This is a genomic window from Pedobacter sp. 22226, from assembly GCF_052045455.1.
Taxonomy (GTDB): domain Bacteria; phylum Bacteroidota; class Bacteroidia; order Sphingobacteriales; family Sphingobacteriaceae; genus Pedobacter; species Pedobacter jeongneungensis.
On sequence record NZ_JBQEPB010000015.1, the window covers coordinates 22,295 to 46,722 of the forward strand.

Below are 24,428 nucleotides of genomic sequence, written 5' to 3' on the forward strand. Positions count from 1 at the left end.
AATGTAGATTTTTAGGTATATCATTCTAAATATGCCTTCAAAATTTCTCATTATCCTTACCCTGATCTTACTTTTTTTAATAAAGGCGAGGGCACAGGATCCAAAACTGGATAGTATTGCCTTAAATCTCAATCGTTATGGCTTAAAAAGCACTCAATCTAATTTGTTCGTCCATTTTGACAAAACTGTCTACACTAATAACGATCAGGTTTGGTTTAGCGGATACCTGCTAAAAACAATAGCCAACTTAGATGATTACCATACACTTTATTTATCGCTGATCAACAACATAGATAGTAGTGTCGTCATCCAGGATAAATTTCTCATTGATAAAGGATTTGCCTTCGGATCGCTTACATTACCTGATTCGCTGCCGGGAGGTTCGTATCGTTTTGTTGCGAATACCAATATCAAAAAAGGTAACCAGCCAGATGGTGAATTTGTTCAGCCTGTTACCATCAGATCTACAACAATAAATCCTTTAACGGCCAATATTTCTATTTTTAAGGCTTATGATGAGCAGAGCAAAAATGGGACAGCGCTTTTGAAAATTTTATCAGGTGACAACCATTTTGTTGAAAATGCAGAGATCAAATATCAAATTGGTAAGGATAAGCAAAAATTAATTTCAGGTATAGCTAAAAGTAGTGTAATCGGTGAACTGATGATCAACTTTCCTGCGGATAAAATTACCCCCCACAATAACCTGCTACGTATTTCTGTTAAAAAAGGTAAAGATGTCAGGTATGTAACGTTTAACCTTCCGGTTAGAAACCTTTCAAATTATAAAATTCAATTTTACCCGGAAGGAGGCTACCTGGTTGACCGTTTACTATCAAAAGTGGGGTTTGAAATCAAAGACCTGGAAGGGAATGTCGTAAAAGCCAAAGGTATCTTGTATGAAAATGATATCCCAATTGACACCCTTCAAAGCAATTCTACCGGACTTGGCTCATTTTCAATCCGTCCTCAATCATCAAAAAAGTATAATGTTAAACTTTTTGGGCATAAGGAGGAAGATACCAGCTATAATTTACCGGCAATATTAAAAAATGGTGTGGTTTTATCGGCAGGTACTGCAATTGCTGAAAATGATTTCAGAATGCATCTGGAAGCAAACAACAATCAAAAAGTACATGTTTTGGTGCATAATTTCTCTGATATTTTTTTACATACCCGTTTGATGTTAGCGGCTAACAAAAGCCAGAGCATAAGGTTAAAATTAGACTCTGTTCCCATTGGATTAAATGCAGTTACCATCCTGGATAGCAATTACCGGCCCATGGCCGAAAGGATTTTCTTTGCGCATTACGATCAGCTAAATCAAACTGAATTATCGGCAGATAAAAAAGAATATGGAACAAGGGATCAGGTGAACTTAAAACTGAATGTAACCGGTAAAAATAACAGCTCAGTTGTAGCTCTGGTATCCGTATCCTGTACACAAGCCAATAGAATTTCGGTTGGTAATCATCAGAACATTATTGATTACTTTTATTTACAACAATACTTAAAACCACTTCCTAAGCACCCAATAGGGTTAAAATATATTGATCAGGATTATCTGAATGATGTACTATTGGTGAAAGCCTGGAGCAGGTATAAATGGCCTGAAACGTTAGTGGATAATGATAAAACAAAACTTACGAACTTTGAATACCGGGGTGAAATAACCAGAAGAAATAAGCCGTTAGATAAACCGATAGAGTTAACAACCATCGCCGGAGAAAACCTGAATTTTCTGAATACCGATAGCGTAGGGAAATTTAATTTGCCCTTTGCCAATCTAGTTATTAAAGAGCCGAAGTTGCCTGTTTGGTTAGGAATGACAACAGCTAAATACGACCTGTATAAAGTTAAAATCAACAATCCTGAGGATGAGATAAAGAAATATTTAGTAAAGCAAAATTTAGAGCAATTAAACGTAAAAGGTAGTGTGTTGATTGAAGATAACCAAAGCTTAAGTTCAATTACTGGCACCAGGCTAAAAGAAGTAACCATTACGAAAAAAAGGGATGAAAGAATCGAATTTGTTAAAAATTCTTATGTCAACAGATGTGGGGATTATGTTTGTATGAATAATATTTTAAACTGTCCCAATCATATGTCCGATAGTGGAAATAAGATTCCTGTAAAGGGTGAGGTTTATGTTAATGAAATCGGACTTGCAGTGATGTACCATGGATGTGTGGAGCCTGAGTCTAAACCCAATGTGATTCTTTTGAAAGGAATTAATCTCCCGAAAGAATTTTATGTATCTGATATCACCAATAAAAATGAGCCTATCAATTTTTCAACCGTTTATTGGAACTATCAGGTAAAGGTTAATGGGGAAACGCCTATTAGTTTTAATACCGGAGATTTAACGGGTAATTTTAAAATTGTTGTTCAGGGCGTATCTGATGGGGGAGTGGTTTATGGGGAGAAGGAGATTGTGGTGAGGGGTAAATAGAAAACGGCCTCAATTATTAGATTGAAGCCGTTTTTGTATGACGTTTCTAAATTTTAGAATCTTACTCCAAAAGTTAAAAATACATTGTTTCTGTTACTTTTTACATCGGCAACAGGCTCAGTATAATTATCTAATAAATAAGGACTTGAACTGAAATTCGTTTGATAGTTTTGATAAGCTACGTCGAAATAATAGTTGTCGATGCGATAGCCAAGTCCACCAGTATAATACTGGCCCTGGTAAAATTTATTATCGCCGCCTTTAACACCGTTTCCGTTTACACCATAACCGGCACGTAAGCTAAATTCGTTAGTTACTTTAACCTCAGCGCCTACTCTATAGTTAACCGCTTCTTTATATGATGCTTTAATAAAGGCATTATTATCGTTAATAGTTGCACGGTCAGATCCGTTAGAATCAGAAAAACGCATCGAAGAGTAATCTACATAATCCACATCAGCAGATATTAACGCTGTACCAGCAATTACATAACTGATACCAGCAGAAGCTTTTAAAGGTGTACGTAAATTGTAGGTGAATGAATAATATTGAGTAGGGTTATTTGATTTAGTTGGAGAAGTATTCGCATTGCCGGCAGTAGTGGCTTGTAAGGTTTCACTCGTATTATCTTCAATGTTCATCCAGGTTGGTGTCTGGAAATTTAATCCGATCCTTAATTCGCTTACCGGCCTGAAAATAGCACCTAATTTTAAATTGAAACCACCGCCTTTAGTTTCCTGATTTCTGAAATGGGTAAGGTTATAATTTTCATTCCCGTTGTATTTTGGAACATTTGGTAAAGTCGCGTCGTCATCATAAGAATTGAGGATACCTGATTCGGTAAATGTAGCATCACTGGTATATTTTACATTTACAAAACTTGCTGTTGCACCAATATATACTTTGTTTCCAAAATTCAGGGCTCCTGCCACATTAAACTCTGAGGTAGAACCTAAACGTGCCTCATCCCAATTTTGATTAAAGTTGGTGCCTGATGGCTCTGCAGAATACTGATTAGGAAAAGTAGGAGTATTTCTGTTTATTAAATAACTGTTATAAGCATCACCAGCTATACTATTGGAAGTGCCGTAATTGTTGGCTTGCTCGGCGTAAGAATTTCTTATTGAGTTGTTCTTATTAATCCCGCCATAGTTAATGTTATTTAAGAAATCATTGTTGCGCGTATAACTTAAACCGAATACGCTACTTACTAATCCTTTATCTACATCAGCACCTTTCATTTTAGCAGCCGGACTATAAAATACAACACCAATATTGTTCAGATTGAGCTGGCTTTTATTTGCTGAGGTATTATTTCCTAAATATGCACTACCGTTAGATACTGAGTTAAATTCGGGTGTAATACTGAATTCCGATTTGGTAAATAAACCTAACCCGGCAGGGTTGGCATTAATCGAACCGATATCGCCACCAACACCAATTTGGGCACCGCCCATTCCTTTAAACCTTGCCGAGCTGCCATAATTGGTTTGCGAGAAACGGAAGGCATCAGGCGCATAACTTTGGGCGTATGTTGTTCCCATAGCAGCTACTGTAGCTACTAGAGAAGCCAAGATGATTTTTTTCATTTGTGTGTTTAGATTTTAAAATTAACCTCTTCCTGCTCTTGATGGACGTGAACCGCCACCACCGCCGCCGCCTCCAATTGAACCACCGCCGCCGCCATTTGATGGTGGAGGTGAATAACTTGGCCTGCTTTCGGTTCTGGTTGGCTGTTGAGGAGTGTAGTTTTCGTTTCTTGTAGGTCTGCTGCCTTGGGCGCCTTGTGGTGCATAACCATCATTTCTTGTAGGTCTTCCGCTTTGATTACCTTGATTTTGAGTATATCCTCCCTGGTTTCTTGTTGGTCTGCCTGCGTTATTGTTTGGTGCATAAGAAACACCGTTTGGATTACTTATACCGGATCTGCTTGGTCTGCCAACATTTCCTCCATTAGAATTTCCATATCTTGGCACACCTCTGTCGTTACTTCCCGGTCTTGGTCTGTAGCTGCCTCTGTTGGTATAAACGCCACCACCATAGTATCCGCCGCCGATACCCCAGCCACCGCCGTAATATCCGCCTCCGCCCCAACCATAACGGTCGTAGTAAGAGTTAGGTCCCCATGAATTCCAGCCGTATGGATTGTTCCATCCGTAACCGTAATTGCCATAGTAAAAAGGGTTGTTCCAGATGCTTCCATATCCGTAACCATATCCAAAGCCTCCGCCCCAGCCACCTAAGCCGTAACCGTTGCCCCAACCTAATCCAATACCTAAATAGTTGGATGGTCCGTAGCTGCTGCCGTAATAATAATTGTCGAAATATGGATCATAGTAGCCCTGGAAACTGTAACCATTGTAAAAACGGTTAATCCTTGACGAATAATCCATATCGTAATAAGGATTACTGGTACCATAATATTCATCGTATTCTTCCTGACCCTGGGCCTGATATTGCTGGCCTTGTCGGTTTTGAGGTTGAGGTGCAATTTCCACCTCCCTGGCTTTCGCCACAGAATTATAAACATCATCAGCCGGCTTGGTTTGAGCCAGTTTTGATGTAGAGCATGAAGCCACCAACCCAGCAGCAGCAATCATAACAATGGGTAAAAATTTAATTGGTTTCATTGTGTTTATATTAGTTGTGTGTGTTCACGAATATTGATAAACAGGTTTCAAAAGTAATTAATTCTTAACTATTTAGTTAGTCTAAAAACGTTAAATTATAATTGATTTCAATTCTTAATCGTTTGTAGGCATAAATTTATAAATTTGCTATCGAATTTTACACTTTTTAACGTACAAATTACGTTCCAAATACATAACATGAGCAAAGAAATTACAAGTAGAGAAGCAGATTATTCCCAGTGGTATAATGACATCGTGATTAAAGCAGATTTAGCAGAGCATTCTGCAGTGCGTGGTTGTATGGTTATTAAGCCCAATGGCTATGCTATTTGGGAAAAAATGCAGGCTGTTTTAGATAAAATGTTTAAGGATACAGGCCATCAGAATGCCTATTTTCCATTATTCATCCCAAAGTCATTTTTCTCTAAGGAAGCTTCTCACGTTGAGGGCTTTGCAACAGAATGTGCCGTTGTAACACACTATCGTTTAAAAAATGACGGTAATGGTAATATTGTAGTTGATGAAACTGCCAAACTGGAAGAGGAGTTAATTGTTCGTCCGACTTCCGAAACCATTATCTGGAACACTTACAAAGGCTGGATTCAATCATATCGCGACCTGCCAATATTGATTAACCAATGGGCCAATGTGGTGAGGTGGGAAATGCGTACCAGGTTGTTTTTGCGTACTGCAGAATTTTTATGGCAGGAAGGTCATACCGCACATGCTACTGCACAAGAGGCAATTGAAGAAACAGAACGTATGTTGCATATTTATGCCGATTTTGCCGAAAACTGGTTGGCTGTTCCTGTAGTAAGGGGACGCAAATCGCCTAATGAAAGGTTCGCCGGAGCTTTGGATACTTATTGTATTGAAGCTCTGATGCAGGATGGAAAGGCTTTACAGGCGGGTACTTCGCACTTTTTAGGGCAAAATTTTGCTAAAGCTTTTGATGTTAAATTTACAGGTAAAGATGGAAAACTGGATTACGTTTGGGCCAGCTCATGGGGTGTTTCTACCCGCTTAATGGGCGCCTTAATTATGGCACATAGTGATGATTCGGGATTGGTTATTCCGCCAAAACTGGCACCAATCCAGGTTGTTATTGTTCCGATTTATAAAAGCGACGAAGATCTGGCAAAAATTTCTACTTATGTAAACGAATTAACCATGCGTTTAAAAGGTTTAGGTGTTTCTATAAAATATGATGACAGGGATACACAGCGCCCGGGATTTAAATTTGCCGATTACGAATTAAAAGGTGTGCCGATCCGTATTGCCATTGGCGGACGTGATCTTGAAAATAAAACTGTTGAGGTTGCCCGCAGGGATACCAAACTAAAGCAGACTGTACCACAGGAAGGTTTGGATATTTACATTGTAAAACTACTGGAAGATATTCAGCAAAGCATGTTTAACAAAGCATTGGCTTACCGTGATGAGCATATTACAGAAGCAAATTCTTACGAAGAGTTTAAAGAACTGTTGGATACTAAAGCCGGTTTTATAGCTGCACACTGGGATGGAACACCAGAAACAGAACAAAAAATTAAAGAGGAAACTAAAGCAACTATCCGTTGTATTCCTTTAGATAATAAACTGGAAGATGGTGTTTGTATTTATTCTGGCAAACCATCTATTCAGAGAGTACTGTTCGCAAGAGCGTATTAGGTAGATATGAGAAGGGAGATTTGAGATTTGAGACGAGATGTAATCTCTTGTCTCATATCTCGTTTCTCAAATATAATGTCTCAAATCTAGTGTCTAACATCTCAAATCTAAAAAAAATGAAATTCGCAACAAAAGCCATACATGCAGGCCAGGAGCCTGATCCAACAACAGGTGCCGTAATGACACCGATTTATCAAACCTCAACTTATTGGCAAAAATCTCCCGGAGACAATAAGGGATATGAATATTCTAGGGGAACCAACCCAACGCGTAAAGCTTTGGAAGATTGTTTAGCTGCTTTAGAAAATGCCAGATACGGTCTGGCTTTTTCGAGTGGGATGGGTGCTACAGATGCAGTATTGAAGTTATTGCAACCGGGCGATGAAGTAATTACCGGAAATGATCTTTATGGTGGTTCTTACCGCATTTTCACTAAAATTTATACCAAATATGGCATCAAATTCCATTTTCTGGATCTTTCTAAACCAGAAAATATGTTGCCGTACATCAACGATAAAACAAAACTGGTATGGATTGAAACACCCACCAACCCAACCATGCAGATTATCGACATTGAAGGGGTAGCTAAAATTACTAAAGAGAAAAATTTAATCCTTACGGTTGATAATACTTTTGCTTCACCATATTTACAAAACCCGATCGATTTAGGCGCTGATATTGTAATGCATTCGGTAACCAAGTATATTGGCGGTCACTCTGATGTGGTAATGGGTGCTTTGGTAACTAATGATGAGCAATTGTATAAAGACCTTTGGTTTATTTACAATGCCTGTGGTGCAACTCCGGGTCCGCAAGATGCCTTTTTAGTGTTAAGGGGAATTAAAACGCTTCACCTGAGGATGAAAGCCCATTGCGAAAACGGCGAACGTATTGCACATTATTTAAAAACTCATCCTAAGGTTGATAAAATTTATTGGCCGGGTTTTGAAGATCATCCTAACCATGATGTGGCTAAAAAGCAGATGCGTGGTTTTGGGGGTATGATTTCGATTACTTTGAAAGGTGCAGACCTGGAAGAAACCTTTAGAATCTCCTCTAATTTTAAAGTATTTACCCTTGCCGAATCTTTAGGTGGGGTAGAATCACTGATCAATCACCCGGCTACCATGACACACGGCTCTATTCCGAAAGAGGAGAGGGAAAAAGTTGGTGTGACGGATAATTTATTGCGTTTAAGCGTAGGGGTAGAGGATATTGACGATCTTTTGGAAGATCTCGAAAGGGCATTGGCATAAAATTTCAATCGGGCATTATGAATAGCATTTGCCCGGTTTTTTATTTTTTTTGTAAAGCCAGTTCTATTCCAGGGTTAATGTTTGTCCGGCTTTACACTAAATCTTTTTTGTTGAAGTACCTGCTTCATTAAAATCTGCAAACAAAAAAGGATACCGTTTCAATCCGGTTTAGGTGGCTACTGTTGTGCTGCTATTTTCGTTTAAATAATTACTTATATGCAATTTCTGGAGCTGAAAAATTTTCTTGATGGTAAAGTTGAACAATATAATCAGCCTAATTTTATAGCAAACGATCCGGTTTGCATTCCACATCTTTTTGAAAAAAAGCAGGATATAGAAATAGCTGGTTTTTTTGCTGCGGTTTTGGCCTGGGGCCAGCGGAAAACGATTATCAATAAATGCAGGGAATTGCTTAACCGGATGGATAATGCACCTCACGATTTTGTGCTTAACCATACCGATGATGATTTACGGCGTTTGCTGAATTTTAAGCACCGTACTTTTAATGATACCGATCTGCTTTATTTTATTTCATTCTTTAAGCAACATTATCAGAATTTTAAGAGCCTGGAAGATGCTTTTATTCCCCGGCAGGATACTTTCAGAACTGAATATCCGGAGGTTTCGGCAATGGGAAATAACATAGCGGTTTCTTCTGTTGCTGATCTTGATTTTTCGATAGAGCAGGCACTGAACCATTTCAGGGCTTATTTTTTCTCGCTGGAAGATTTTCCGCACCGTACAAAAAAGCATATCTCTTCGCCAAAGCAGAAATCAACCTGTAAGCGTTTAAATATGTTTTTAAGGTGGATGGTAAGGAATGATAACCATGGGGTTGATTTCGGAATCTGGAATACCCTTAAACCGGAAGGACTGATTTGTCCGTGTGATGTACATGTAGATCGGGTAGGGCGTTTATTAGGCTTAATTAGCCGGAAACAAACTGATTGGTTAACTGCAGTTGAGCTAACTGAAAATTTAAGGCAATTTGATCCCAAAGACCCTGTAAGATACGATTTTGCGTTGTTTGGGCTAGGCGTAGAAAAAGTGTTTTAATCATGTTAAAAATTTTATAAATTGAAAAAAAATTCTTTTTTCAGTTCTAATCTTCTTATAATTACCATGTGATTGTACTTTCTACAGTGTAATTGCAGTCTATCCCAATCGTTATCTCTATGCTCACAGTTAATTTATCTGATGAAGATAGGTGGAAAAAATACAATAACTTTTCTCCTCTAGTCTCGATTTTTAAAAAATTTCATCCCCTTAATGCTGAGATTGAAAAACGCATCAATCAGCATACATTTCCGGTTAGTTATAAAAAAAATAAATACCTGGTTTCTCCGGTCGACCGTAATAAATTCCTTTTTTTAATTGTAAAGGGGGTTGTCAGAGGCTTTATTAAGGATGGAAGTAACGAAATTACCACATGGATAGCCAAGGAGAACGAAGTAATCGGCACAATACGCAATTTGTGGATAGAAGGCGATTCGGAAGAGTATCTTCAGGCTTTAGAGGATGTAGATTTAATTGCTATACCACATGTTTTATCAGAGTTCTTATACGAAAATTTTCCGGAGGCAAATATAGTGGGCCGAAAGATGATGGAACTGTATTACCGATCTGCAGAGGAGCGGGCTTACTTGTGCCGGATCTCGTCTGCAGAAAAAAGATATAAACGTTTTCTTGTTTCCTTTCCGGGTTTAATTAACAGGGTTTCACTAAAACATATCGCGTCCTTTTTAGCAATCAGGTTAGAAACGCTGAGCAGGATCAGGGCAAAAATTTAGCCATCCGAATAACAATTATTTTCCTGTTTTCTTCAATTAAGAGGGTTAAAATGTAAAGACATTTTAACCCTCTTTTTTCTTCTTTTAAATTTTCATTTTTCTATTTTGTTTGTAGTATAAATAAGTCAATTTGTTATATAGTTGTTGATTATTGTCAAAAAATCATACCGGCGACCGACAGTCAAAGGTGTGAGTTAGGCAGGTCGATTTCTATTTTTGTTTGCTTTGTAGTATTGCAAAGACAGTTTTTTACAATTGAAGTACATAAAATACTGCTCAAACCGGCACTTTTTGGCACTTGTATGAATGTTAAAAATAATATACTTTTGCCGCCCTCAAAAACGAAGTTTTTTTATAGTGTCTATCTCTTCAAAAGTGTTTTATAATCAGTGTATATACGCTGTTTTTACCGCATTTCTTAAAGGGAAATTTTTTATAAGCAAACTCCTTTTTCAGGAAGATTTTGTGCTCATCGTATGAGGCCAATTTTAAGCAGTAAAAACCCGGTTATCCCAATGGGAAGAATGAATAAAATTATACAACATTTTTTTTATAAAACTAATTTACCTAACAGGATATTATGTTTTGTTTTGCTTCTTTTTGTATTAGGAATTAGTCGGGTATCTGCTCAGTATAGCGTTACAGGTTTATTTACAGATTATAAGGGTTACTGGACTTCAAAACAAGGGGCAATTAATCCTGTTTGGCCTGATAATAAAAACAACCTGCTTGCATTTACATTTAATAATATAAATTATTCTACCGGTGTAAATGATTTATTGCTTACATCGAAACTTGTTTCTTTTACACCTGGTATTTATCAGGCTTTTCCTGTTAAAAACATTCCACTACCCGGAACAGCTTCAAATTTTGTAGGCCTTGGTCAAATGGAAGATGGTGTTGATAACGGTGGAATATATCCTTATTCGGTACCTGTTACCGTTGCACAGATTCTTACCAGAGGTGTCAGGGGCTTAGATATGGGATCCTGTATCACCAATATTCCGTCAACAGCCGCCCCGTTAAGTTTTAATTTTGGCGCAATTACTAATGATACTCAAATTGGTGATGGTATTCCTGATATTTTGATTACACAGGTTGCTCAGGCTACAGGTGCATTAGATCAGGTATATTTTGAAGATGGAAACGGAAATCTGGTCGGGAATAAGATCAGCATCGATCAATCTGTTATTCCGGTGATAGGTACATGGCTGCCTGATTTCTATGATCCCAATACAGGGGTAATACAACCAGGTTTTATCAAAACAGACCGACCTATCCGGATCTGGGCAGCAGATGCGAGTGCCTTTGGTATTAACAGTTCAAATTATTCGCAGCCCCTCGTTTTAAGATATAAACTCGGTGGGAGCAGTGATCCTGCTTTTATCGCTTTCAATACCAAATTTATCAGTCTGGTAACAGCAAATGACGATCAGGCGGCAACTACGTTAAATGCTCCGGTAAACATCAACATACTTGCAAATGATCAGCCTAACAATCAGGCAGCGCTATCTTCTTATACCGTTCCGGCTTCATCTGCACATGGTACAATTGTTAAAAATGCAAATGGCACTGTTACCTATACACCAAACAGCGGTTATTATGGCCAGGATACATTTACCTACACCATTTGTACAAACATTAACGGAACGGTTACCTGTGATGATGCTATTGTGACCATAAACATATCTCCTGATGTTATTGCGCCAACATTTAGTTCAGGTGTTAATTTGAGGTGCCAGGGTACAGGAAATACTTCATATACGGCAAGTTCAGGTTTTGCAACTTCAATGGCATTTGCCATCAGTCCGAACAATGCTGGTACAGTTAGCACTTCAGCCATGACGGTTAGTGCCAATGTTGGTACAGCTTCGGCAACGGTAACATGGGCTGCAGATTATTACGGACCAGCAACGATAACTGCAATTGCTTATGGCTCAAACGGACCAAAATCAACCGCATATAATATTACCGTTAATCAGGCCCCAACCTTAGTTGCAGGTGGTAATGCTACTCAGACCGTATGCGCCGGATCGCCTATTGCATCTACAACATTTACCTGGGGAGGCAGTGCTACGGATGTAACGGTGACTGATCTTCCGGCAGGTTTAACTACTTCTAAAAGTGGAAAAGTACTGACTATTAGTGGCACGCCAACTGTTTCAGGACAATATACGGTTACAACAATTGGACAAACATCACCATGTGGTGCGCTAAGTGCGACAGGAACAATCACTGTAAACCCTGCAGGAACATTGATAACCGGGGGTGGAAATATTGACCAAAGTACTTGTACCGGCGGCGCAATAACACCGATAACTTATACCTGGGGTGGTGCTGCTACCGATGTTAGTTATACTTCACTTCCAGCCGGTTTAACAGCTGGTAAAAATGTAGCCACAAAGGTTTTAACTATCAGCGGAACACCTACTTCGGGTGGCACATATACGGTAAGCACAATAGGTCAGCTTAGTCCTTGCACTCCGGCTGCTGTTACAAGCAACATAACTGTTAACTCTTCAGCCGGATTAGTAGCTGGAGGCGGGGCAAATAACCAAACTGTATGTGTAGGTAGTCCGATTATTCCGATCACTTATTCATGGTCCGGCGCTGCAACGGATGTAACTGTGAATAATTTGCCTGCCGGACTTACGGCTTCAAAGAGTGGCAATACTTTAACCATTAGTGGGGCACCAACTTCAGCAGGAAATTTTAGCGTGAGTACGGTTGGGCAAACTGCTCCTTGTACAGCAGTTTCTTTAAGTGGTACAATAGGAATTACAACAACGCCTGCACCCACAGCCAGCAACCAGACTTTCTGTGAAATTTCTAACGCAACGGTTGCAAACCTTACTGCCACAGGAACAGCTGTTAAATGGTATAGCCAGTTAACCGGTGGAACAGCTTTAGCTTCGACTGCTGCCTTGGCGAACGGAACTTATTATGCCAGTCAGACCATTAATGGTTGTGAGAGTCCGGCCCGGGCTTCGGTTACCGTAACGATTTATCAAAGTCCGAGAGGATTTAATGATACCAAAACTTTGGATTGTACCGGAGCTTTTAATTATAATATCCAAACGCAAAATATCAATAGTTCAGCAAATGGAGGTAATTCAGTTCCTTCGTCGTTTATCTGGACGGTAAATCCGAACGCTAATGTAGCTGGTGCAGCTAACGGATCGGGTAATACTATCAATCAAACTTTAGTTAATACCAGGAACACTGCGCAAACCATAATTTATACCGTAACACCAAAAGCAACGGTTGCGGGTGCCTGCGATGGCAATCCTTTTACCATCACTGTAAATGTGCCTGTTTGTTCGTCAATATCGATTACAAAATCTGCAAATGTAAGTTCGGTTAACCAGGCAGGAAACGTAATTAACTATTCGGTTACCGTAGCGAACACGGGTAATACGAATCAGAACAATGTTGTGGTGAGCGATCCGTTATTGGGTGGAAACTTAAACAATCCTGTAAAAATTGGAAATACCGATAATATTTTAGAAAAAGGGGAGAGCTGGACTTATACCGGAACTTATACCGTACTTCAGGCTGACTTAAACAATAACGGTAATCCAACCAATAATTTAGGAAAGATCAGTAATACTGCGAGTGTTAAAACCACAGAACTTCCTGCGGGAAAAACAGCAACGGCTGATGTAAATATTATTTTAAATCCTGCTGTTACTTTGGTGAAAACAGGTACGTTAAACCTCAGTGGAAATACCATCAGTTATTTATTTACGGTTAAAAACACTGGTAATGTTACGCTGAATAATCTTGTTTTAACAGATAGTAAAATTACCGGTGCAATTACTTTGGATGCTACAACTTTAGCGCCTGGTGCGAGTACAACGGCAACGGCCTCTTATACGATAGCTGCGGCAGAAAAAGCAGCTGGATCGGTGAGTAACTCGGCTACGGTGACGGGTAACGGTAATGTATCTGATATTTCGGGTACAGCAGAGGGCAATGATAATCCAACTGTAACTAATACCGGTGTTTATGCGGTTGATGATGAAGGAACTTTAAGCGCGGTAACCGGTGGTGTGGCAGTTAATAATGTTTTGATTAACGATAAAGTTAACGGTAATCAGGCTACACTGGTGAATGTAACGATCAGTCAGGTATCAACTACAAACCCAAATATCACTATTGATCCTGCTACCGGAAAGGTTAATGTATTACCCGGCACCCCGGTTGGTGATTACACCCTGGTTTATCAAATTGAAAATAAAGCTAACCCGGGGAATGTGAAACAGGCAACGGTTAAGGTTCATTTAATCACGGGAGCTTTGCTCGCTAAAGATGATACTGGTTCAGCCAACTCGGTAAGCGGTGGCAATGCGGTTGCAAATGTTTTGGCGAACGATACTTATAATGGAATCGCTACTGCGCCGACTTTAAATGATGTAACCATTACCGCTGGTGCAAATGACAGCAATGGCAAAGTAACTTTAGATCCATTAACCGGGAAAGTGGATGTTGCTGCAAATACCCCGGCAGGCATTTATACTTTAACTTATACCATTACCGATAAACTTGATGCTTCAAAAACATCAACTGCAACCATTAAGGTAACAGTTGCTTCGGGAGCTTTGCTAGCTAAAGACGATACAGGAAATGCAAATGGTTTAATAGGAGGGGTAGCAGTAGTCAACGTACTTACCAATGACAGCTATAATGGAACTACTATTGCGCCAACTTTAAATGAAGTAAATCTTTCACAAATTTCTACTTCAAATCCTAATGTATCATTAAATACTGCAACTGGACAGGTAGATGTGGCATCAAATACACCAGCTGGCATTTATACTGTTGTTTATGAAATTTCAGATAAATTAGATTTAAACCAGAAAACAACTGCAACCGTAACCATTACTGTTTCTGCACCAGCGCTGGTTGCCACAGCCGATTCAGGAAATGCAAACGGCTACACCGGCGGAACTGCAGTTGAAAATGTATTGGTTAATGATACCTATAACGGTAATCCGGCTACCTTAAACGAAGTAAAACTGAGCCAGGTTTCAACTACTAATCCTAATGTTACTTTAGATGCAAGCACAGGAAAAGTGAACGTTGCACCGAATACTCCGGCAGGAACTTACGAAGTGGTTTACCAGATCGAGGATAAACTAAACCCGGGTCAAACAAAACAAGCTACTGTAACCGTAACGATTAGTGCACCAGCGCCGGTTGCCACAGCCGATTCAGGAAATGCAAACGGCTACACCGGCGGAACTGCAGTTGAAAATGTATTGGTTAATGATACCTATAACGGTAATCCGGCTACTTTGAATGAAGTAAAACTAAGCCAGGTTTCAACTACTAATCCTAACGTAACATTAGATGTAACCACCGGAAAAGTAAACGTTGCACCAAATACCCCGGCAGGTACTTACGAACTCATTTACCAGATTGAAGATAAACTGAACCCTGGTCAGAAAACGACCGTAACCGTAACCGTAACTGTTGGTGCCCCAGCGATGGTTGCCATAGCCGATTCAGGAAATGCAAACGGCACTGGCGGAACCGCAGTTGAAAATGTTTTGTTGAACGATACCTACAACGGCAATCCGGCTACTTTAAATGAAGTTAAACTAAGCCAGGTTTCAAGCACTAATCCTAATATTACTTTAGATATCACTACCGGAAAAGTAAACGTTGCACCAAATACCCCGGCAGGGACTTACGAGGTTGTTTACCAGATTGAAGATAAATTGAACCCTGGTCAGAAAACAACTGCTACTGTAACCATAACTGTTTCTGCACCAATGATGGTTGCCACAGCCGATTCTGGAAATGCAAACGGCTACACTGGCGGAACTGCAGTTGAAAATGTATTGGTTAATGATACCTATAACGGTAATCCGGCTACTTTGAATGAAGTAAAACTAAGCCAGGTTTCAACTACTAATCCTAACGTAACATTAGATGTAACCACCGGGAAAGTGAATGTTGCGCCGAACACCCCTGCAGGAACATACGAAGTTGTTTACCAGATTGAAGATAAACTGAACCCTGGACAGAAAACAACGGCTACTGTAACCGTAACTGTTGGTGCTCCTGCACTGGTTGCCACAAACGATTCAGGGAATGCAAACGGCTATACTGGCGGAACAGCAGTTGAAAATGTATTGGTTAACGATACTTACAACGGTAATCCGGCTACTTTAAATGAAGTTAAACTAAGCCAGGTTTCAAGCACTAATCATAATATTACTTTAGATGTAAATACCGGAAAAGTGAACGTTGCACCAAATACTCCCGCAGGAACTTACGAATTGGTTTACCAAATCGAAGATAAACTGAACCCTGGTCAGGTTAAAATGGCTACCGTAACCATTACTGTTTCTGCACCGTCGCTGGTTGCCACAGCCGATTCAGGAAATACAAATGGCTATACCGGCGGAACAGCAGTTGAAAATGTATTGGTTAACGATTCCTACAATGGTAATCCGGCTACCTTAAACGAAGTGAAATTAAGCCAGGTTTCAACTACCAACCCTAACGTTACTTTGGATATAACCATTGGAAAAGTGAATGTTTCGCCAAACACTCCGGCAGGGACTTACGAAGTTGTTTACCAGATCGAAGATAAACTGAACCCTGGTCAGGTTAAAATGGCTACCGTAACCATTACTGTTTCTGCACCAGCACTGGTTGCCACAGCCGATTCAGGAAATGCAAACGGCTATCCCGGCGGAACCGCAGTTGAAAATGTATTGTTGAATGATACCTACAACGGTAATCCGGCTACTTTGAATGAAGTAAAACTGAGCCAGGTTTCTAGCACAAGCCCTAACGTTACTCTAGATGTAACCACCGGAAAAGTGAACGTTGCGACGAATACTCCGGCAGGGACTTACGAGGTTGTTTACCAGATCGAAGATAAGCTGAATCCTGGTCAGAAAACCACAGCTACCGTAACTGTAACTGTTGGTGCCCCTGCCCTGGTTGCCACAAATGATTCAGGAAATGTAAACGGCTATACCGGCGGAACCGCAGTTGAAAATGTATTGGCTAACGATACCTATAATGGTAACCCTGCAACATTAACAGAAGTTAAATTAAGCCAGGTTTCAAGCACAAATCCTAATATTACTTTAGATGTAAATACCGGAAAAGTGAACGTTGCACCAAATACTCCGGCAGGAACTTACGAAGTGGTTTACCAAATCGAAGATAAGCTGAACCTTGGACAGAAAATAACGGCTACCGTAACCGTAACTGTTAGTGCCCCTGCACTAGTTGCCACAGCCGATTCAGGAAATGCAAACGGCTATACCGGCGGAACCGCAGTTGAAAATGTTTTGTTGAACGATACCTACAACGGTAATCCGGCTACTTTAAACGAAGTAAAACTAAGCCAGGTTTCAACTACTAATCCTAACATTACATTAGATGCAACCACAGGAAAAGTAAACGTTGCACCAAATACTCCGGCAGGAACTTACGAAGTGGTTTACCAAATCGAAGATAAGCTGAACCTTGGACAGAAAATAACGGCTACCGTAACCGTAACTGTTAGTGCCCCTGCACTAGTTGCCACAGCCGATTCAGGAAATGCAAACGGCTATACCGGCGGAACCGCAGTTGAAAATGTTTTGTTGAACGATACCTACAACGGCAATCCGGCTACCTTAAACGAAGTAAAACTGAGCCAGATTTCAACTACTAATCCTAACGTAACATTAGATGTAACCACCGGAAAAGTAAACGTTGCGCCGAATACTCCTGCAGGAATTTACGAAGTAGTTTACCAGATCGAAGATAAGCTGAACCTTGGACAGAAAACAACGGCTACCGTAACCGTAACTGTTAGTGCCCCTGCACTATTTGCCACAGCCGATTCTGGAAATGCAAACGGCTATACCGGCGGAACAGCAGTTGAAAATGTATTGGTTAACGATACTTACAACGGTAATCCGGCTACTTTAAATGAAGTTAAATTAAGCCAAGTTTCAAACACTAACCCTAACGTTACCTTAGATGTAACCACCGGAAAAGTGAATGTTGCGCCGAACACCCCTGCAGGAACATACGAAGTTGTTTACCAGATTGAAGATAAACTGAACCCTGGACAGAAAACAACGGCTACTGTAACCGTAACGGTTGGTGCGCCTGTACTGGTTGCCACAGCCGATTCAGGAAATGCAAACGGCTACACTGGCGGAACCGCAGTTGAAAATGTTTTGTTGAACGATACCTACAACGGCAATCCGGCTACCTTAAACGAAGTAAAACTGAGCCAGATTTCAACTACTAATCCTAACGTAACATTAGATGTAACCACCGGAAAAGTAAACGTTGCGCCGAATACTCCTGCAGGAATTTACGAAGTAGTTTACCAGATCGAAGATAAGCTGAACCTTGGACAGAAAACAACGGCTACCGTAACCGTAACTGTTAGTGCCCCTGCACTATTTGCCACAGCCGATTCTGGAAATGCAAACGGCTATACCGGCGGAACAGCAGTTGAAAATGTATTGGTTAACGATACTTACAACGGTAATCCGGCTACTTTAAATGAAGTTAAATTAAGCCAAGTTTCAAACACTAACCCTAACGTTACCTTAGATGTAACCACCGGAAAAGTGAATGTTGCGCCGAACACCCCTGCAGGAACATACGAAGTTGTTTACCAGATTGAAGATAAACTGAACCCTGGACAGAAAACAACGGCTACTGTAACCGTAACGGTTGGTGCGCCTGTACTGGTTGCCACAGCCGATTCAGGAAATGCAAACGGCTACACTGGCGGAACAGCAGTTGAAAATGTATTGGTTAACGATATCTACAACGGCAATCTTGCGACACTAACAGAAGTTAAATTAAGCCAGATTTCAACTACTAATCCTAACGTTACCTTAGATGTAACTACCGGAAAAGTGAACGTTGCACCAAATACTCCGGCAGGAACTTACGAAGTAGTTTACCAGATTGAAGATAAGCTGAACCCTGGACAGAAAACAACAGCTACCGTAACAATAACTGTTGGTGCACCAACGATGGTTGCCACAGCCGATTCAGGAAATGCAAACGGCTATACCGGCGGAACCGCAGTTGAAAACGTATTGGCTAACGATACCTACAACGGCAACCCGGCTACTTTAAACGAAGTAAAATTGAGCCAGGTTTCTAGCACTAATCCTAACATTACCTTAGATGTAACCACCGGAAAAGTAAACGTTGCGCCGAAGACTCCGGCTGGAATTTACGAAGTTGTTTACCAGATTGAAGATAAACTAAACCCTGGCCAAACAAAACGAGCTACCGTAACCGTAACTGTTGGTGCTCCTGTACTGGTTGCCACAGCCGATTCAGGAAATGCAAACGGCTATACAGGCGGAACCGCATTTGAAAATGTTTTGTTGAACGATACCTACAACGGCAACCCGGCTACTTTGAATGAAGTAAAATTGAGCCAGGTTTCTAGCACAAACCCTAACGTTACTTTAGATGTAACCACCGGAAAAGTTAATGTTGCGCCGAACACTCCGGCTGGAATTTACGAAGTTGTTTACCTCATCGAGGATAAACTAAACCCGGGTCAAACAAAACAAGCTACTGTAACCGTAACGATTAGTGCCCCAGCAATGGTTGCCACAGCCGATTCAGGAAATGCAAACGGCTATGCTGGCGGAACCGCAGTTGAAAATGTATTGGTTAACGATACTTACAATGGCAACCTGGCTACTTTAAACGAAGTAAAATTAAGCCAGGTTTCAACTAACAACCCTAACATTACTATAGATGTAACTACCGGAAAAGTAAACGTTGCACCGAATACTCCGGCTGGAATTTACGAGGTGGTTTACCAGATCGAAGATAAACTGAACCCTGGTCAGGTTAAAATGGCTACCGTAACCGTAACGGTTGGTGCGCCTGTACTGGTTGCCACAGCCGATTCTGGAAATGCAAACGGCTACACCGGTGGAACAGCTGTAGAAAATGTATTGTTAAACGATACCTACAACGGCAATCCGGCTACCTTAAACGAAGTAAAACTGAGCCAGGTTTCAACTAGTAATCCTAACGTAACATTAGATGTAAGCACCGGAAAAGTAAACATTGCGCCAAATACTCCTGCAGGAACTTACGAAGTAGTTTACCAGATTGAAGATAAACTGAACCCGGGCCAGACGAAAACTGCTACTGTAACGATTACTGTTTTTGCACCAGCAATGGTTGCTACAGCCGATTCAGGGAATGCAAACGGCTATACTGGCGGAACAGCAGTTGAAAATGTATTGTTGAACGATACATACAACGGTAATCCGGCAACCTTAAACGAAGTTAAATTAAGCCAGGTTTCAACTACTAATCCGAATGTTACTTTAGATATCACTACCGGAAAAGTAAACGTTGCACCAAATACCCCGGCAGGAACTTACGAAGTGGTTTACCAGATCGAAGATAAACTAAATCCGGGTCAAACAAAACAAGCTACCGTAACCGTAACTGTTGGTGCCCCTGCACTAGTTGCTACAAACGATTCAGGAAATGCAAACGGCTACACTGGCGGAACAGCGGTAGAAAATGTATTGTTAAACGATACCTACAACGGTAATCCGGCTACTTTATACGAAGTAAAATTAAGCCAGGTTTCAAACACTAATCCTAATATTACTTTAGATGTAAATACCGGAAAAGTGAACGTTGCACCAAATACTCCGGCAGGAACTTACGAACTCATTTACCAGATTGAAGATAAACTGAACCCGGGTCAAACAAAACAAGCTACTGTAACCGTAACAGTAGGAACGAGTGCCATCCTCGCTAAAGATGATTCCGGAACGGTAAACGGTTTCAGTGGGGGAGTTGCGGTCGAAAATATATTGATTAACGATACCTATAACAACATAAATACTGCAACCCTTGCAAATGTTACCCTCAGCCAGATTTCAACTTCAAATCCAAAAATAACTATTGATGTTGCAACCGGAAAAGTAAATGTTGCTGCGGGAACGCTTCCGGGGATTTATAATTTAAACTATCAAATAACCGATAAATTAGACGCAACAAAATCTTCTGCGGCAGTAGTAACAATAACCATTCCTAACTGGATCACTGATCTTCAGATCAGTAAAACAGCTAATGTTACTGGTGTAGAAAGCAATGGAAATATTGGTTATACCATTAATATTAAGAATAACGGACCAGCTACTGTTTTAAGTGGAGAATCGATTGGTCTGATCGAAAATCTTCCGGCAGGACTGGAAAATATAACCTATAGTGCTATTGGAGGAACGTACAGTTCAACTGGAAACAGCTTTACTTTGACAGCCGATTTAGTCGCCGGACAACAGGTTAGTTTAGCTGTTAATGGACGAGTTCCAGCAGGTTTTACAGGGACAAATTTAGTTAACAGTGTTTCCTTAACACCAACGTCTAAAACAAATGATCCCGAAAGTGTAAATAACCTGGCAACCGTTACCACGCCATTATTGAAAGGGAAAATAGCCTTAATTAAAACAGGTGTTTTAAGCGCAGATGGCAATAATATTACTTATTCTTTCAAGGTGACGAACGTTGGAGATGTAGAATTAAACAGCATCACATTAACAGATGCCAAGCTGGGTTTGAAAAAAACTTTTCCGAACGTATTGGCAGCAGGGGCAAGCTTCACCTACAGTCAGGTTTATATTTTAAATCAGAATGATAAAGATGTGGCTTTGGTAACCAATTCGGCTTCTGTTAGTGCTCAAACACCTGCGGGAAATATCATTACAGATGTTTCGGGAACAGATTATTCGAATGATAACCCGACCGAAACGCCGGTTTCAGGCGCTTCAAAATTCACTTTTACGAAAGTTGCAACTGCTGTTGGAACAAAAGTTGGCGAATCAATTGATTATACTTTCAATATAACCAATACAGGAACGGTTACACTGAGCAATTTAAATTTAACTGATGCAGCAGCTGATGCGGGTTCGATCAATCCTGCAAATATTTCAACATTAGCACCTGGCGCCAGTGTAACGGTTACAGCAAAACATACTTTAACCCAGATTGATGTTAACCAGGGATCATTTACCAACCAGGCCTCGGTAAAAGTGACTGATAATAAAGGCAATGTCATCAATCAGGTATCCGACGATCCTTCTACTCCGGCGCCGAATGATCCGACTGTAACCAAATTAATACCTGCACCAGGTTTTACATTAACCAAATCGGCTACCAATGGCGCAACTAAAGCCGGTGACGTAATTAATTACAACATTGTATTCAAAAATACGGGTAATGTTACCCTAAGCGATATCACTTTAGTAGATGCCAATGCAGATGCGGGCAGTTTAACCCCAGCCAGTATTACTTCGGTATTGCCGGGTGCTACCGTGAATATCACGGCTAAACATACTGTAAAACAAAGTGATGTAAATACAGGAGGTTTCAGTAACCAGGTTAGCGCAACGGTGAAAGATCCTAAAGGAAATACAATTGCAAAAGTATCTGATGATCCGGCAACACCTGCTGCAGATGATGCAACCTTTACTGCAATTGTGCCTGATCCATCCGTAAGGTTTACCAAAATGGTTGCCAATAGCGCAGGTATCGTAAAAACCATTGAGTACAGCATCCAGGTTACCAATACCGGTAATATTACCTTAACCGATATTGTTGTTACGGATCCGGGAGCAGATGCGGGAAGTATCACTCCATCAGTAATCAGTAAATTAGAACCGGCCGAAACGGCTATGATCCTGGCCAGACATACACTTATACAGTCGGAAATTGATTATGGTAAGTTTATAAATCAGGCCGGTTTAACGGCAAAATTTGCCAGTGTTGGTAAATTGAGCAAACTGTCGGATGATCCGAAAACTTTGGCACCTGATGATCCTACTGTGTTCCTGATCAAAGAAGCACCAGGTTTAGCCCTGATTAAGACAGGCGTTTTAAGTGCCGATGGAAATTCGGTAACCTATACTTTTACTGCTAAAAATACCGGTAATGTAACATTGACGAATTTCAGTTTGGTTGATCCAAAAATCTCATCAAACATTACCTTCAGCCCGGCCAGTATTGCACCTGATGAAATCGCAACGGCTACGGCAGTTTACACCATTAGTCAGGCTGAGAAAAATGCAAGTTCGGTAAGAAATACCGCTACATTAACAGCAACTTCACCAGCAGGAACCTCAATTTCTGATGTTTCGGGAACGGAAGAAGACAACGATTATCCTACCATTTTGGAATTGCCAAAAATTGTGAGTGCTAAAACCGTTACCGATGCCAATAACAATGGTAAAGCAGAAGCCAATGAAATTTTAACTTATACCATTACGGTTAAAAACAATGGTAACACCGCAAGGACAGGGGTTAAAATTGTAGATCCGATTCCTGCAAATACTACTTATGTAAATGCCAGCGCTGATCATGGTGGTATCTTAACTGGTAACACCATCAATTGGAGTAATTTAATTATTCCGGCCAACGGACAAGTGGTGGTTAACTTTAAAGTTAGTGTAAATGCGGCTCTTCCTTCAGGTACTTTGGCCATCAACAATACCGCCTCAGTAACTGATCCGGCAAATGCTTCAACGCCTTTAAATCCCGCTGTTTCAATTCCTACCGAAGGCATGTTGGAAGGAAGTAAAGCCGTAACTGATATCAAAGGGAATAAAGATGGCAGGGCACAGGCTAACGAAATCTTAACCTATTCGTTAACCGTTAAAAATACAGGCGGATCTGCATTGAACGGCGTAACCATTATTGACGAACTTCCGGCAGGATTAACCTATGTTCCGGGGTCGGTTTCTGGCTATGGCACTGTAATGGGTAATACTTTAAAATGGACCATCAACATGCAGGCTAACTCGAGCACAGTGTTAAATTTAGATGCCAGGGTGGCTCCGGATGTGAACAGTTACAATATCATTAAAAATGTGGCTGTAATGACTGCTCCAAATGGAAAAACTTTAAGTCCGGAAGCTGCAATAGAGGTGGATAAATCGGCTGATTTAATGGTTACCAAAGAGTTGTTGACTAAAGGCGAGATCAAAACGGGATCGGATGTAATGTATAAGATTACCGTTACTAATAAAGGACCGAACAGGGCAACGGGTGTTACCATTACCGATCGTCTTTCTACCATGATCGATGCACCGAAAGAGATCACCGTTACCATCGGTACCACCACTTACTCTGCTACAACAAGAGATTTTGTCTGGTTGGCGGGAAGTCTGGATTTTAATCAAACTGCAACCTTAACCTTTAAATCGAGAACGCTGGCGGCGGGTGCATTAAACAATTCTGCAATGGTAAAAGCAGATCAGCCAGATCCGGTAAATAATAATAACCTGGTACTTGCAGATGCGGCTACCATTTCGGGTGATGATTTATTGATCCCGAACCTGTTTACGCCAAATGGTGATGGTATAAACGATACTTTCGAAATAAACGGACTTGCTGAGTTTGCAGAAAACGAACTAACCATTGTAAACCGTTGGGGCAATGAAGTTTTCCGCGCCAAAGGCTATAAAAACAACTGGACAGGCGAGGGCTTGAACGAAGGTACTTACTATTACCTGCTGCGTGCTAAAAAAGGTGGAAATAACGAATGGAAGGTATTTAAAGGCTATATCACCCTGATCAGGGCGTTTAAAAATTAATGAGCGGA

General features: G+C 40.6%; 8 protein-coding genes. 6 read left to right on the forward strand and 2 right to left on the reverse strand.

The features are described from left to right. The first annotated feature begins 31 nt into the window (after positions 1-31). Positions 32-2,452, forward strand: coding sequence for a hypothetical protein (locus ACTJKC_RS25130; protein WP_440796388.1), 2,421 nt, complete (start codon positions 32-34; stop codon positions 2,450-2,452). A gap of 53 nt (positions 2,453-2,505) precedes the next feature. Here ACTJKC_RS25130 and ACTJKC_RS25135 read toward each other — a convergent pair whose 3' ends face one another. Beyond that, positions 2,506-4,041, reverse strand: coding sequence for an OmpP1/FadL family transporter (locus ACTJKC_RS25135; protein ID WP_440796390.1), 1,536 nt, complete (start codon positions 4,039-4,041; stop codon positions 2,506-2,508). 21 nt (positions 4,042-4,062) lie between these two features. Then, positions 4,063-5,082 carry a hypothetical protein gene (locus ACTJKC_RS25140; protein ID WP_344853555.1) on the reverse strand — a complete coding sequence of 340 codons (1,020 nt, stop codon included), beginning with the start codon at positions 5,080-5,082 and terminating at the stop codon, positions 4,063-4,065. Positions 5,083-5,280: 198 nt separating this feature from the next. Between ACTJKC_RS25140 and proS the strand changes: the two genes are divergently transcribed. From proS to ACTJKC_RS25165, 5 genes are all read left to right on the forward strand, one after another. Next, complete coding sequence (gene proS, locus ACTJKC_RS25145; RefSeq protein ID WP_440796393.1) at positions 5,281-6,753, forward strand: proline--tRNA ligase; 1,473 nt, start codon at positions 5,281-5,283, stop codon at positions 6,751-6,753. A 116-nt stretch (positions 6,754-6,869) separates the two neighbouring features. Then, on the forward strand, positions 6,870-8,009 hold the full coding sequence (locus tag ACTJKC_RS25150) for a cystathionine gamma-synthase (protein WP_440796395.1): 1,140 nt from the start codon (positions 6,870-6,872) through the stop codon (positions 8,007-8,009). Positions 8,010-8,225: 216 nt separating this feature from the next. Then, positions 8,226-9,065 carry a TIGR02757 family protein gene (locus tag ACTJKC_RS25155; protein WP_440796397.1) on the forward strand — a complete coding sequence of 280 codons (840 nt, stop codon included), beginning with the start codon at positions 8,226-8,228 and terminating at the stop codon, positions 9,063-9,065. Between the two features lie 119 nt (positions 9,066-9,184). Further along, on the forward strand, positions 9,185-9,799 hold the full coding sequence (locus ACTJKC_RS25160) for a Crp/Fnr family transcriptional regulator (RefSeq protein WP_344853551.1): 615 nt from the start codon (positions 9,185-9,187) through the stop codon (positions 9,797-9,799). Positions 9,800-10,323: 524 nt separating this feature from the next. After that, complete coding sequence (locus ACTJKC_RS25165) at positions 10,324-24,420, forward strand: DUF7507 domain-containing protein (protein WP_440796399.1); 14,097 nt, start codon at positions 10,324-10,326, stop codon at positions 24,418-24,420. Positions 24,421-24,428 lie beyond the last annotated feature (8 nt).